Here is a 12,289-nt window from a genome sequence, read left to right on the forward strand (position 1 = left end):
AATGAAACTTTCAACAAATTATAAGATTTTGTTAATATTAGTTTAGCAGCTGTATTTTGGAAAAAAAATAAAAGTTTAAACATTAGATTTGTAGAAATAGTAATGTTAATGAAGTTATTAATCGTTGAAGATGAACCTAATCTTTCGTCAATTATCCGCAAAGGGTTTTCAGAAAAAAATCACGAAGTAAGTGTTGCTCTTGATGGTACCACAGCGTTAGATTTACTCTCTAATCATAATTTTGATGTGGTAATTCTAGACGTAATGCTACCTGACATCAATGGTATTGAAATTTGCAGACGTTTGAGAGCTGCTAAAAACTTTGTTCCCATTTTGCTATTAACTGCATTAGGAAGTACTGAAAATATAATAAACGGATTGAATTCCGGAGCCGATGACTACTTATTAAAACCGTTCAAATTCCTTGAACTTGACGCAAGAGTCAATGCCCTTTCCAGAAGAGCCGGTCAAATACAAAAACCGAATGAAATCATCACTATTGCCGATCTTCAAATTAATTCAAAAACAAAATCGGTAACCAGAAATGGAGATTCTATTGTATTAACAGCCAAAGAATTCAAACTCTTACATTATTTAGCCATCAACTCTGAGACTATTTTATCCCGCGAACAACTTTTAGACAATGTTTGGGATATTAATTTTGACATGAATACAAATGTAATTGATGTCTACATTAACTATTTGAGAAAAAAAATTGACAAACCGTACGACACTAAATTAATTCACACCATGAAAGGCTTGGGTTATGTACTGAAACCATAAAAAATGCAGATTAAGAAAAAAATTACCTTTACCTATATTGCACTTTCAACCCTCAGCACCCTTTTATTGAGTTTGGTGGTTTTCTTTTTGTTCAAACAAAATAATCAATATCATTTTTTGAAAAGATTACAAGATAGGGCTAAAATTGTAGCATCTATTCATTATCAAAATGACCCTGTAAAAACCCGTTATTTCAAAGAATTTAAAGCAAATGGACTGGAAGAACTGATTGATGAACAAGATTTTGTTCTTAAAGTCAGTGGGAAAAATACATTTGAATACAATACCAATCTTGATTTACCAGCTGATTTTTATACAAAAGTAATGGCTAATGGTTCTAATTGGATTGAAAACAGCAATCGTTATTTTTATGCCCAGACTTTTACGGAATCCAATCAAAAATATATTGTAATCATCACCGCAATAGACCGAAGGGGAAATGTCAGCAGCATTTACATTATTCAAATTCTCTTTTTTGGAGGATTGGCTTTTGTATTATTGGCTTATTTTCTTGGTAGATTTTTGGCAAGAAGAGTGATCAATCCAGTAGCCCGAATTACGGATGAAGTAAAAATAATAAGCGCATCAAACCTTCACAACAGACTTCCCGAGACCAACAGCACTGATGAAATTGCCGATTTGACAAAGACATTTAACAACATGCTGGACCGTCTGGAAACCTCCTTTGAAATCCAGGCAAACTTCATCAATAATGCTTCTCATGAGCTAAAAACACCCGTGACAACTATTATTGCCGAAGCAGAAATCATGCTTTTAAAAGAACGAAATGTTTCGGAATATATCTCTTCATTAGAAAACATTCACAGTCAGGCATCAAGATTAGGGGATCTTACGGAAAGTCTTTTGAAACTGACACAAACCGGTTATGACGGCAAAAAACAATTATTAGATATTGTCAGGATTGATGAACTTCTAATGGATGTAAAATCAGATGTTGATAAAATTTACCCCAATAACAGAGTAACGATCAAAATCAAGAAAATCCCGACTGACCCAAGTTTTCTGGAAATCCCTTGTAACAAATCTTTACTGGAACTTTCATTGAATAACATTATCGCTAATGGTGTCAAATATTCTGATAACGAGACTGTTTTTGTTACTTTATTCGTAAACAGCTCAAGCATCAAAATTTCTATTACTGATATTGGCATTGGTATTCCGGCAGAAGATATTCCGCATCTTTATGAGCCGTTTTTTCGGGGCAAAAAAGCATCAAAATACAATGGTTATGGATTGGGGCTTCCTCTAGCCATGAAAATAATCAGGATGCACAATGGCGAACTTCAAATACAATCTGAACCTGACAAAGGCACTATTGTAAATATTACTTTTAATACCGCCAAGATTAGAAATTCTAATGTGAATTCTTAGAATATTCTAATTTTAATTTAAGGTTGCTATAAACTGGGTACTGTTATTTTGTATGTATAAATAAATCAAATTTAATACATATGAAAAATATTCTTATCCCATCGACATTACAAAGTGACACAATCAATGCGGTAAAAACTGCTATAAACTCATCTAATGGCACTCAATGCCAGCTCGTATTGATGTTACTTGCAGATATTCCTGACACCTTTTCTTCTGCCAGTTTATTACGAAACATCAATAAAGGTTTAAGCACTTCGCAAGAAAATGTTTTGCAGATGTGCCGACAAATCATTTCAGAATCTAAAAATTGCAGCTTAAAAATTCACCATCAATATGGTATTTCTTCTCCTGTTTTTAAAAATCTAATGGAGCATTTTACTATTGGACTAACAATTATTACTCCTTCTTTTAAATCTTCAAAAAAGAAAATCAACACTTATTGTGTCCAAATTATCTCTAACAGCAAATGCCCCATTTTACATACAAACGCAAACTTTGAAGAAGAAATCTTAAGCCAAGCATTGTATATTAAAAATTCAGATTCAAACCTTCATGCAGAAGATCTGCAAACGTACATTAATACAATTCTTTCCTTGAAAATTGTAGGTGAAACCAAAACAAACGAAAACAAACCTTTTTTGACGGATACGATATCAAAAAACAACATTGATATTTTGATTGAAACCAGAAAACCTAAAAAATTAAAATTACTTAAAACAGAAAAAAAAGCACTTAACGAAACCTTAGGCCTGCCTGTTCTTTCTCTGTACGAAGAGATTTCTTAGTAAAATAAATAATTGTTTAAAATTTAAACCTAAAACATATGTTACTAAAAAAGAAAATTCCCATGAAATATGTGCTGGGTAAGATAAAAACTGAATTGACATTGGTGATTCTCTTTTGTATTGCATTTGAAATTTTTCATTATTTTTTCAAAACAGCTTCTGTTAATATTCCTATCGCAATCCCTACTATTATTGGTACTATTATTTCATTATTATTGGCCTTCAAATCCAACCAAGCTTATGACCGTTGGTGGGAAGCAAGAATAATATGGGGCGCAATTGTAAATGATTCCAGAACACTATTACGCCAAATTATTATTTTTTATAACGACCCTAATTTCTCGGTAGAGGCAAACGATTTCAAGGAAAAATTCGCAAAAAGACAAGCTGCTTGGTGTTACAGTCTTGGACAAGCACTTCGAGAAAAAGATCCTATTAAACCAATAAGAGATTTACTAGACGAAGATGAGTTACGCTTTGTAAAAAAACACAAACATGTACCAAATGCTATTTTAATGCTTCACGCCAAAGATTTAAAAAAAGCACTTAATGCGGATAAAATTAATGTTTACCAACAAGTAGAAATCGATAATACATTATCGCGACTGTGTGATTCAATGGGCAAATGTGAGCGTATAAAAAATACCATTTTCCCAACAACATATAGCATGTACATTAGATTTGCGCTGTGTTTATTTATAATTCTATTGCCTTTTGGATTAATTAATATTATTGGCTGGCTTCAAATTCCATTGGTGACAACCATTGCCGCCGCTTTTTTCTTAATCGAAAAAATGGCCATTCATTTGCAAGATCCATTTGAAAACAGACCTACAGATACTCCTGTAAGTGCGATTTCGAATACAATTGAAAAAAACCTTATGCAAATGGTTAACGAATATCGAGATGAATTTGATGAAGAACTACCAGTTTATGGAGCAAAAGCACATCATATACAACCTTTAAACAATGCTTATTTCGTTCTTTAGTTTTTGATTTTGGTGAAAATCCACTCATTAATTTGAGTGGATTTTTTTTTGGATTGAATCTACTATTTTATAAATGGACCAACCCTTCAATAGAAAAAGGAACCCTAACAGATAGTTTCAAATACCGCAAAAAATAGTATTTTTGCATTCCGATTGAAACTAATATTTCAATCCTTACATTTTTCAATCTTTAAATTAGACACATGAAAGCATACGTATTTCCAGGTCAAGGCGCACAATTCACAGGAATGGGTAAAGACTTATATGAAAATTCTGCTCTTGCAAAAGAATTATTCGAGAAAGCCAACGAAATTTTAGGTTTCCGCATCACAGACATCATGTTTGAAGGAACAGCCGAGGAATTGAAAGAAACCAAAGTGACACAACCGGCAGTTTTCTTGCATTCTGTGATTTTGGCAAAAACGCTTGGTGAAGATTTCAAACCAGAAATGGTAGCGGGACATTCATTAGGTGAATTTTCAGCTTTAGTAGCAAATGGCGCTTTGTCTTTTGAAGACGGATTAAAACTGGTTTCACAACGCGCTTTGGCAATGCAAAAAGCCTGCGAAATAAAACCATCTACAATGGCAGCCGTTTTAGGATTGGCTGACAATATCGTAGAAGAAGTTTGCGCTTCTATCGACGGAATTGTAGTAGCAGCAAATTACAACTGTCCAGGACAATTAGTGATTTCAGGAGAAACATCAGCAGTAGAAAAAGCATGTGAAGCGATGAAAGCCGCTGGTGCAAAACGCGCATTATTGTTACCTGTTGGAGGTGCTTTTCACTCTCCAATGATGGAACCGGCTCGTGAAGAACTGGCTGCAGCTATTGAAGCAACTACGTTTTCTGCTCCTATTTGTCCGGTATACCAGAATGTAACGGCAAGCGCAGTTTCAGATCCGGCAGAAATTAAGAAAAACCTAATCATTCAATTGACAGCTCCAGTAAAATGGACACAATCTGTACAACAAATGATAAAAGACGGAGCAACTTTATTTACTGAAGTAGGTCCAGGAAAAGTATTGGCAGGATTGATTGGAAAAATTGATAAAGAAGCGGTTACTGCAAATGCATAATTAGCATTTAGTGTTCAAAATAGTATCCTCATAAACTCTTGTTTATGAGGATTTTTTTTATCTTTATAAAATGAGTTAAAATCAATTTTAATTTTTAAAATGAAAAAAATGAAAAAAGCACTTTTAGGATTAGCATGTATTGCAACTTTAATGACTTCTTGCAAAAAAGAAACAAAAGACGAAGTAAAAGAGGCTACCGAAGCCGTTGGTAATGAAATGGAAGAAGCTATAGACACAGCAGCTGTAAAAGTGGATGCTGCAGCTGATTCTACCAAGGTTAAAGCAGGAGAAGTTCTTGAAAAAGGAGCTGACAAAATGAATCAAGCCGCTGAAAAATTAAAAGAAGCAGCAAAAAAATAATTTTAAAAAAAGGGCTGTCAATGACAACCCTTTTTTTATTTTCTAATTTTCTGTTCCCATTTCCAGGCACTGGCCATTGCTTCTTCAAGCGTGGATTGTGACGTCCATCCCAGAACAGTATTGGCTTTATCAGTATTGGCGTAAGCCGAAGTGACATCACCTTCTCTTCGTCCTACAATTTTGTAAGGCAATTTTTTACCGCTTACCTTTTCGAAAGTATGTATCACTTCTAAAACAGAACTTCCGGTTCCGGTTCCCAGATTAAAAGTTTCCACTTTAGCTGTATTTTTTTTATTCAATAATCGTTGCAAAGCAATCACATGGGCTTTCGCCAAATCTACTACGTGAATATAATCGCGTACCGCTGTTCCGTCTGGAGTTGGGTAATCATCTCCATAAACCGCTAATTCTTTTCGCAATCCAAAACCAGTCTGCGTAATAAACGGCACTAAATTTTGAGGAACTCCAATAGGCAATTCTCCAATTTCAGTGGATGGATGCGCCCCAATTGGATTAAAATAACGCAATAAAATTGCATTTACATTGGTTACTTTGGCAGTATCAGTAATGATTTCTTCTCCTATTTGTTTTGTGTTTCCATAGGGAGACATAGCCGTTTGAATTGAAGCATTTTCCGTAATTGGCATTGTTTCAGCTTGACCATAAACCGTACAAGACGAACTGAAAATAAAATTCGCTTCTATTTTTTGCTGTAATTCCTGCAAAATATAAACTAACGCATTGATGTTATTCTCATAATACAATAACGGATTTTCTACGCTTTCACCCACTGCTTTTGAAGCTGCAAAATGTATAACACCAGAAATATCATGATGCCTTTTAAAAAAGTCCTGAACCTTATCCTTTTCGCGCAAATCTAACTTTTCGAAAGCAGGAATTTTTCCGGTAATATTCTGAATTCCATCCAACACACTCAATGATGTATTCGATAAATTATCTACAATTACTACTTCAAAACCCTCATTCTGTAATTCGACAACAGTATGCGAACCAATAAAACCCAAACCTCCTGTAACTAATATTTTCATGATTACTTTTTTGTACAGACGCGATTTATAGCATCTCTTAATATTTATACCACATAAAAAAGACGCAATAAATTGCGTCTTTCTATTATTTTAAAAACTCTAAAACGCTATCCGTAATGAATTTAATTTGTTCGTCATCTAATTCTGTATGCATCGGTAACGAAATAACTTCTTTAACCAACTGATTGGTAACTGGGAAATCTTCCTCCTTATATCTGGAATCCAAATATGCTTTTTGCGAATGCAATGGAATTGGATAATAAATAGCACATGGAATTCCTTTGTCCAACAAATGTTGCATTAAACCATTTCTGTCAGCATCAACAATTCTCAATGTATATTGATGAAAAACGTGACAATCACAAATATCACAAATACTTGGTGCAATTATATTTTTATGTCCTTCAAAAGCAGTTGAATATTTTCTGGCTGCATCTTGTCTGGCTTTACTGTACTCGTCTAACAAAGGTAATTTAGCATTCAAAACTGCTGCTTGAATACTATCTAAACGTGAATTTACACCTACGACATCATGATGATATCGTTCGTACATTCCGTGATTTACAATTCCGCGAAGTTTGTGGGCCAATGCATCATCATTTGTAAAAATGGCTCCACCGTCTCCGTAACATCCAAGGTTTTTGGAAGGAAAAAAGGATGTAGCTCCTACATGTCCAATCGTTCCTGCTTTCTTTTTTGTTCCGTCCGAAAATTTACAATTGGCACCAATCGCTTGCGCATTATCTTCGATAACGTATAAATTATATTCTTTGGCGATAGCCATAATAGCTTCCATATTGGCGGCACGACCAAACAAATGCACTGGAACTATTGCTCTTGTTTTTGGCGTAATCGCTTTTTTAATTCCTTCAATAGAAATATTCATGTTATACATATCCACATCGACTAAAACTGGTGTCAATTGCAGTAAAGCAATTACTTCCACTGTCGCTGCAAAAGTAAAATCGGCAGTAATTACCTCATCTCCTGGTTTTAAATCCAATCCCATCATTGCAATTTGCAACGCGTCGGTTCCATTAGCACATGGAATTACGTGTTTTACGTCAAGATATTCTTCTAAAGATTTTTGAAACTGATGAACTTGAGGCCCATTAATGTAAGTATTTGTATCCAGAACCTGCTGAATAGAAGCATTTACAGTGGTTGCAATTTTATCATATTGACTTTTCAAGTCAACCATTTGGATTTTTTTCATTGAAATTTTTGTTAAAGTTCGAAAGTTTATAGTTTCCAGAAACCACAAACACTTTCTTAAAACGAAGAACAAAAATAGTTATTTATGAGTTTAAACCAATGCAACCCACATTAAAAAACGATATTATTCCAATGAAATAAAAAGTGAATTCCTGACAACCAAAATTTATATATTGCTGCTGAAACAAAAAACCTAAAGAAAACGTATTTTAGCCCAAAATTTCAACGATGCTTTTTCTCTATAATCTAATTGTTCAAATAGCTGGTTTTTTATTAAAAATCGCAGCTATTTTCAGCCCAAAAATGAGACTTTTTGTAGAAGGCCGCAAACTGGTTTTTCCCGTTTTGGAACAAAAAATAAAACCTACCGATAAAACAATCTGGTTTCATGCTGCTTCCTTAGGCGAGTATGAGCAAGGCTTGCCCGTAATTGAAAAAATAAAAGAGCAATTCCCTTCTCACAAAATTGTACTTACTTTTTTTTCGCCCTCGGGTTATGAAGTTCGTAAAAACAATACCGTTGCAGATGTTACGGTTTATTTGCCTTTGGACACCCAGAAAAATGCTCAGAACTTTTTAAAAATCGTTCATCCGGATTTGGTGTTTTTTATTAAATATGAATACTGGCCCAATTATTTATACGAACTCAAAAAACGGTACACTAAAACCTATTTAATTTCTGGAATTCTTAGACAAAATCAACTGTTTTTCAAATGGTACGGTGGCTTTTACAGAGAAGCATTAGATACATTCACTTACTTTTTTGTACAAAATGAAACTTCAAAAAAGTTACTGCAAGAAGTAGGCAAAACGAATGTTTCCGTTTCTGGAGACACTCGATTTGACCGAGTTGCCGCAATTTTAGAAAAAGACAATTCCTTGGATTTTATTGCTCAGTTTAAAAACAACACATTAACGATTGTCGTGGGAAGTTCTTGGCCAAAAGACGAAAATTTATTAGTGGATTTTATTAATTCGAATACCTTAAATGTCAAATTTATAATTGCGCCACATAATATCAAAGAGGAACAAATTCAACAATTAAAAAATAGCATCATCAAAAAAACCGTTTTATTCTCTGAAAAAGAAGGACAAAATCTCGCTGATTTCGATGTTTTTATCATTGACACAATTGGGATTCTGACAAAAATCTACAGTTATGCGGATATTGCATATGTGGGCGGTGGTTTTGGGAATCCCGGAGTTCATAATTTACTGGAACCGGCAACCTTTGGCGTTCCAATACTCATTGGCCCCAACTATTCACATTTTGCAGAAGCAACAGCACTGGTAAATATGGAAGCTTGTATTTCTATCAACAATAACAAAGAGCTAGACGAAGCATTTAAAAACCTAATCCAGAATGACGACATTCGACAAGAAAAAGGACATATGTGCAGCACTTTTGTACAAATGAATAAAGGAGCTACAGCCATTATTCTGAAACACATCTTGAATGATTCAATTTAAACCGTTAGTAATTTCTGATATCGAAACGATTGTGTCCATGATGCAAGAGTTTTATGCGATTGACAATTATCCTATTGACATTGAAATTTCCAAAGCTTTATTTCGGGAATTTATTTCCAATGAAAATTTAGGAAAATCATGGCTCATTTTATCCGATAATGAAATTGTAGGCTACGTTATCCTAACCTTTGTTTTTAGTTTTGAATACCAAGGAAAAATTGCTTTTTTAGACGAATTGTATCTGACCGAAAAAACCAGAGGCAAAGGAATTGGAAGTAAAACCATTGCATTCATTCAGAACGAAAGTCATAAACTATCGTTAAAACTTATTTATCTGGAAGTGGAACAACACAACGAAAAAGCACAAAAATTGTACCTTGCGCACGATTTTGAGATGCACAACAGAAAATTGATGCGATACAAAATCAAATAAAATTACACCCTAAATTTAATACCATGAAATTTTTAAAACTATTCTTATTTTTATTTGTCATCCAGATGCAAGCGCAGCAGGGTGGCATGTGGATTCCTTCACTTTTGAAAGGAATGAATGAAACAGAAATGAAAAATTTAGGCATGAAAATGTCTGCGAAAGAGATTTACGATGTCAATCAATCGAGCATGAAAGATGCCGTTCCGCATTTTAATGGCGGTTGTACCTCTGAAGTTATTTCCCCAAAAGGATTGATTTTAACAAATCATCATTGCGGATTTTCACAAATTCAATCGCACTCTACGGTAGATCATGATTACCTGACTGATGGATTTTGGGCTTACAAAATGGAAGACGAATTGCCTAATAAAAACTTAACTGTCGCTTTTATTGTAAAAATCGAAGATGTGACCACATTAGTTTTAGAGGGAACAGCTACTCTAACCAGCGAATCAGAAAAACAAAACAAAATTCAAGAAAACATTACGGCACTTACTAATTCTCTACCAAAAGAAAATTGGCAGGAAAATAAAATCCGTACGTTTTACGAAGGCAATCAATACATGCTTTTTGTAACAGAAACTTTTACCGATGTACGTTTGGTAGGTGCTCCGCCTTCCTCAATAGGGAAATTTGGTTCTGATACTGATAATTGGGTTTGGCCGCGTCATACGGGAGATTTTTCATTGTTTAGAATTTATGCTGACAAGAACAATCGTCCGGCTGCGTATTCGAAAGACAATGTTCCTTACACTCCTAAACACTTCTTGCCGATTTCACTTGACGGCGTAGCCGAAGATGATTTCACATTGGTTTTTGGTTATCCAGGAAAAACAAATGAATATTTACCTTCTGTTGCGATTGAGCAAATTGTAAACGAATTAAATCCGGCAAAAATCGAAATCAGAGACAAAGCCTTGAAAGTGGCTGATGGTTTCATGAGAAAAGACAATGCCATTAAAATTCAATACGCCTCTAAATATGCCAGAATTGCTAATAATTGGAAAAAATGGATTGGTGAAACCCAAGGATTAAAAAAATCAAATGCCGTTGCTGTTAAAAGGGAATCTGAAAAAGCCTTTCAGCAAAAAATAACAAAAGCAGGCAAAGAAAAAGAATACGGAACACTTTTAGTCGATTTCGAAAAAAACTACGCAGAAATAGCCCCATACGCTTCCGCAAGAGATTATTTTACAGAAGTTGTGCAGCTTAACACCGAATTATTAAGTCTTGGTTACAAATTGTATCAGCTGGAGCAAGTTTACAAAACCAAAGGAGAGCAATCTTTTACTGACCGAAAAAACAATTTGCTAACTGGTCAGGAAGCTTTTTACAAAGATTTTAATGCAACTGTTGATGAAAAAATTTTTGAACAATTGATTGAATTGTATGCTGCCAAATCTCCAAAACAATTTTTACCCCAAAGTTTGATGAATGTAAACGCTAAAAATTTAGCCTCGGAAATTTACAGTAAATCCAGACTTAAAAATTACACTGGTCTGAAAGAATTATTAACTGGCGATACGCGAGCCGTTTTAACGAGTTTAAACAATGATCCAGGTTTTCTGTTGGTAAAAGAATTAGCTGATAAATATTTGAAAGAAGTCGCGCCAAAATACGACGAAATCAATTTAAAGATTACTGCACTGCAACGCACGTACATGAAAGCGCAATTGGAATTGAACAAAGACAGCAGAATCTTTCCAGATGCCAATAGCACATTACGAGTTACTTATGGAAAAGTAAAAGGATACGAACCTAAAGACGCTACTCTTTATACGCCAATAACTTATTTAGATGGGGTAATGGAGAAATACATTCCCGGAGATTATGAATTTGATGTTCCAGCTAAATTATTAGACTTATATAAAACTAAAGATTACGGTCCATATGGTGAAAACGGAAAAATGCCAGTTAACTTTATTGGCACAAATCACACCACAGGAGGCAATTCAGGTAGCCCGGTGATAGACGCAAACGGAAACTTAATAGGGCTTAATTTTGACAGGGTTTGGGAAGGAACCATGAGTGATATCTATTATGACCCAAGTATTTGTAGAAATATTATGGTTGACATACGCTACGTCCTGTTTATTATGGATAAATATGCTGGTGCAAAAAACTTGATAAGTGAGCTAAAACTGGTTCACCCTAAGAAAAGCAAACCTCTGAAAAAGAAAAACTTAAAGTAAAACCAAGGACTCAACAACGATATAAAGCATTTATTAATTATTTAGCTGGATTGGCACAATAATTGTTATTTGTTTCGGCGTTGACAAAAAATATTATTTTTTAAAAAAAAAATAAAAAAATATTTTACATATTAAAAAATTTATATCTTTGCCACGAATTAATAATTAACCTTTTATATTAAATTAAGATGAAAAAAGTATTTTTAAGTTTAGCTGCTGTTGCTGTTTTGACTGTTGTATCATGTAAAAAAGCTGACGCTCCTGCTGAGGACGCTGCTGCTGTTGTTGATTCTGCTGCTGCTGTAGTTGATTCTGCTGCTGCTGTAGTTGATTCTGCTGCTGTTGTTGTTGATTCTGCTGCTGCTGTTGCTACTGAAGCTGCTGCAACTGCTACTGAAGCTGCAAAAAAATAATTAGAACTCAAATTCTAAAAATTTTAAAGCCATCCGCTATGCGAGATGGCTTTTTTAATTTATGACATTTCCATTCCTTTAAGAATAGATATACAAATAAAAAAGAGGGTCGTGAAAATTTAATTT

The 12,289-nt window shown here is 34.3% G+C and carries 12 protein-coding genes; 10 read left to right on the plus strand and 2 right to left on the minus strand.

Annotated elements, in window-relative coordinates:
- Nucleotides 1-108: 108 nt before the first annotated feature.
- The 6 genes from C8C87_RS12415 to C8C87_RS12440 all read left to right on the plus strand — a co-directional run bounded on the left by C8C87_RS12415 (nt 109) and on the right by C8C87_RS12440 (nt 5,391).
- Complete coding sequence (locus tag C8C87_RS12415) at nt 109-783, plus strand: response regulator transcription factor (RefSeq protein WP_121342811.1); 675 nt, start codon at nt 109-111, stop codon at nt 781-783.
- A gap of 3 nt (nt 784-786) precedes the next feature.
- Entirely contained in the window at nt 787-2,175 is a 1,389-nt protein-coding gene (locus C8C87_RS12420; RefSeq protein WP_099714394.1) for a HAMP domain-containing sensor histidine kinase, read from the plus strand.
- Nucleotides 2,176-2,255: 80 nt separating this feature from the next.
- Nucleotides 2,256-2,963 (plus strand): hypothetical protein, encoded by a 708-nt coding sequence (locus C8C87_RS12425; protein WP_121342812.1) that lies wholly within the window; start codon nt 2,256-2,258, stop codon nt 2,961-2,963.
- Nucleotides 2,964-3,001: 38 nt separating this feature from the next.
- Entirely contained in the window at nt 3,002-3,952 is a 951-nt protein-coding gene (locus C8C87_RS12430) for a bestrophin family protein (protein WP_121342813.1), read from the plus strand.
- A 203-nt stretch (nt 3,953-4,155) separates the two neighbouring features.
- Nucleotides 4,156-5,031 carry an ACP S-malonyltransferase gene (gene fabD / locus C8C87_RS12435; RefSeq protein ID WP_099714391.1) on the plus strand — a complete coding sequence of 292 codons (876 nt, stop codon included), beginning with the start codon at nt 4,156-4,158 and terminating at the stop codon, nt 5,029-5,031.
- Nucleotides 5,032-5,139: 108 nt separating this feature from the next.
- The gene (locus C8C87_RS12440) at nt 5,140-5,391 is read left to right on the plus strand and encodes a hypothetical protein (protein ID WP_121343369.1); all 252 of its coding nucleotides are present in this window, start codon (nt 5,140-5,142) and stop codon (nt 5,389-5,391) included.
- Between the two features lie 35 nt (nt 5,392-5,426).
- On the opposite strand, the gene galE is transcribed toward C8C87_RS12440, so the two are convergent.
- Together galE and C8C87_RS12450 are read right to left on the minus strand one after the other, a co-directional pair.
- On the minus strand, nt 5,427-6,440 hold the full coding sequence (gene galE, locus C8C87_RS12445) for a UDP-glucose 4-epimerase GalE (protein WP_121342814.1): 1,014 nt from the start codon (nt 6,438-6,440) through the stop codon (nt 5,427-5,429).
- An 85-nt stretch (nt 6,441-6,525) separates the two neighbouring features.
- Complete coding sequence (locus C8C87_RS12450; protein ID WP_121343370.1) at nt 6,526-7,656, minus strand: DegT/DnrJ/EryC1/StrS aminotransferase family protein; 1,131 nt, start codon at nt 7,654-7,656, stop codon at nt 6,526-6,528.
- Nucleotides 7,657-7,883: 227 nt separating this feature from the next.
- Here C8C87_RS12450 and C8C87_RS12455 point away from each other — a divergent pair, with 227 nt between their 5' ends.
- The 4 genes from C8C87_RS12455 (at nt 7,884) to C8C87_RS12470 (ending at nt 12,163) form a co-directional block, all read left to right on the plus strand.
- Nucleotides 7,884-9,125: a 3-deoxy-D-manno-octulosonic acid transferase gene (locus C8C87_RS12455; RefSeq protein ID WP_121342815.1), complete on the plus strand. Its 1,242-nt coding sequence runs from the start codon at nt 7,884-7,886 to the stop codon at nt 9,123-9,125.
- Nucleotides 9,112-9,558 carry a GNAT family N-acetyltransferase gene (locus tag C8C87_RS12460; RefSeq protein ID WP_121342816.1) on the plus strand — a complete coding sequence of 149 codons (447 nt, stop codon included), beginning with the start codon at nt 9,112-9,114 and terminating at the stop codon, nt 9,556-9,558. Before C8C87_RS12455 ends, C8C87_RS12460 begins: the two co-directional genes overlap by 14 nt.
- 23 nt (nt 9,559-9,581) lie before the next feature.
- On the plus strand, nt 9,582-11,750 hold the full coding sequence (locus tag C8C87_RS12465) for a S46 family peptidase (RefSeq protein WP_121342817.1): 2,169 nt from the start codon (nt 9,582-9,584) through the stop codon (nt 11,748-11,750).
- Nucleotides 11,751-11,938: 188 nt separating this feature from the next.
- Nucleotides 11,939-12,163, plus strand: a complete 225-nt coding sequence (locus C8C87_RS12470) for a hypothetical protein (RefSeq protein ID WP_099714386.1) — start codon at nt 11,939-11,941, stop codon at nt 12,161-12,163.
- Nucleotides 12,164-12,289 lie beyond the last annotated feature (126 nt).

Source organism: Flavobacterium sp. 120, assembly GCF_003633605.1.
Lineage (GTDB): Bacteria > Bacteroidota > Bacteroidia > Flavobacteriales > Flavobacteriaceae > Flavobacterium > Flavobacterium algoritolerans.

What these genes read in the sequence shown, in the direction of transcription:
- C8C87_RS12440 (WP_121343369.1), top strand. Translation starts at nt 5,140, where the DNA reads ATGAAAAAAGCACTTTTAGGATTAGCATGTATTGCAACTTTAATGACT.
- C8C87_RS12425 (WP_121342812.1), top strand. Translation starts at nt 2,256, where the DNA reads ATGAAAAATATTCTTATCCCATCGACATTACAAAGTGACACAATCAAT.
- C8C87_RS12460 (WP_121342816.1), top strand. Translation starts at nt 9,112, where the DNA reads ATGATTCAATTTAAACCGTTAGTAATTTCTGATATCGAAACGATTGTG.
- C8C87_RS12415 (WP_121342811.1), top strand. Translation starts at nt 109, where the DNA reads ATGAAGTTATTAATCGTTGAAGATGAACCTAATCTTTCGTCAATTATC.
- C8C87_RS12465 (WP_121342817.1), top strand. Translation starts at nt 9,582, where the DNA reads ATGAAATTTTTAAAACTATTCTTATTTTTATTTGTCATCCAGATGCAA.
- galE (WP_121342814.1), bottom strand. Translation starts at nt 6,440, where the DNA reads ATGAAAATATTAGTTACAGGAGGTTTGGGTTTTATTGGTTCGCATACT.
- C8C87_RS12455 (WP_121342815.1), top strand. Translation starts at nt 7,884, where the DNA reads ATGCTTTTTCTCTATAATCTAATTGTTCAAATAGCTGGTTTTTTATTA.
- C8C87_RS12430 (WP_121342813.1), top strand. Translation starts at nt 3,002, where the DNA reads ATGTTACTAAAAAAGAAAATTCCCATGAAATATGTGCTGGGTAAGATA.
- C8C87_RS12450 (WP_121343370.1), bottom strand. Translation starts at nt 7,656, where the DNA reads ATGAAAAAAATCCAAATGGTTGACTTGAAAAGTCAATATGATAAAATT.
- C8C87_RS12420 (WP_099714394.1), top strand. Translation starts at nt 787, where the DNA reads ATGCAGATTAAGAAAAAAATTACCTTTACCTATATTGCACTTTCAACC.
- fabD (WP_099714391.1), top strand. Translation starts at nt 4,156, where the DNA reads ATGAAAGCATACGTATTTCCAGGTCAAGGCGCACAATTCACAGGAATG.
- C8C87_RS12470 (WP_099714386.1), top strand. Translation starts at nt 11,939, where the DNA reads ATGAAAAAAGTATTTTTAAGTTTAGCTGCTGTTGCTGTTTTGACTGTT.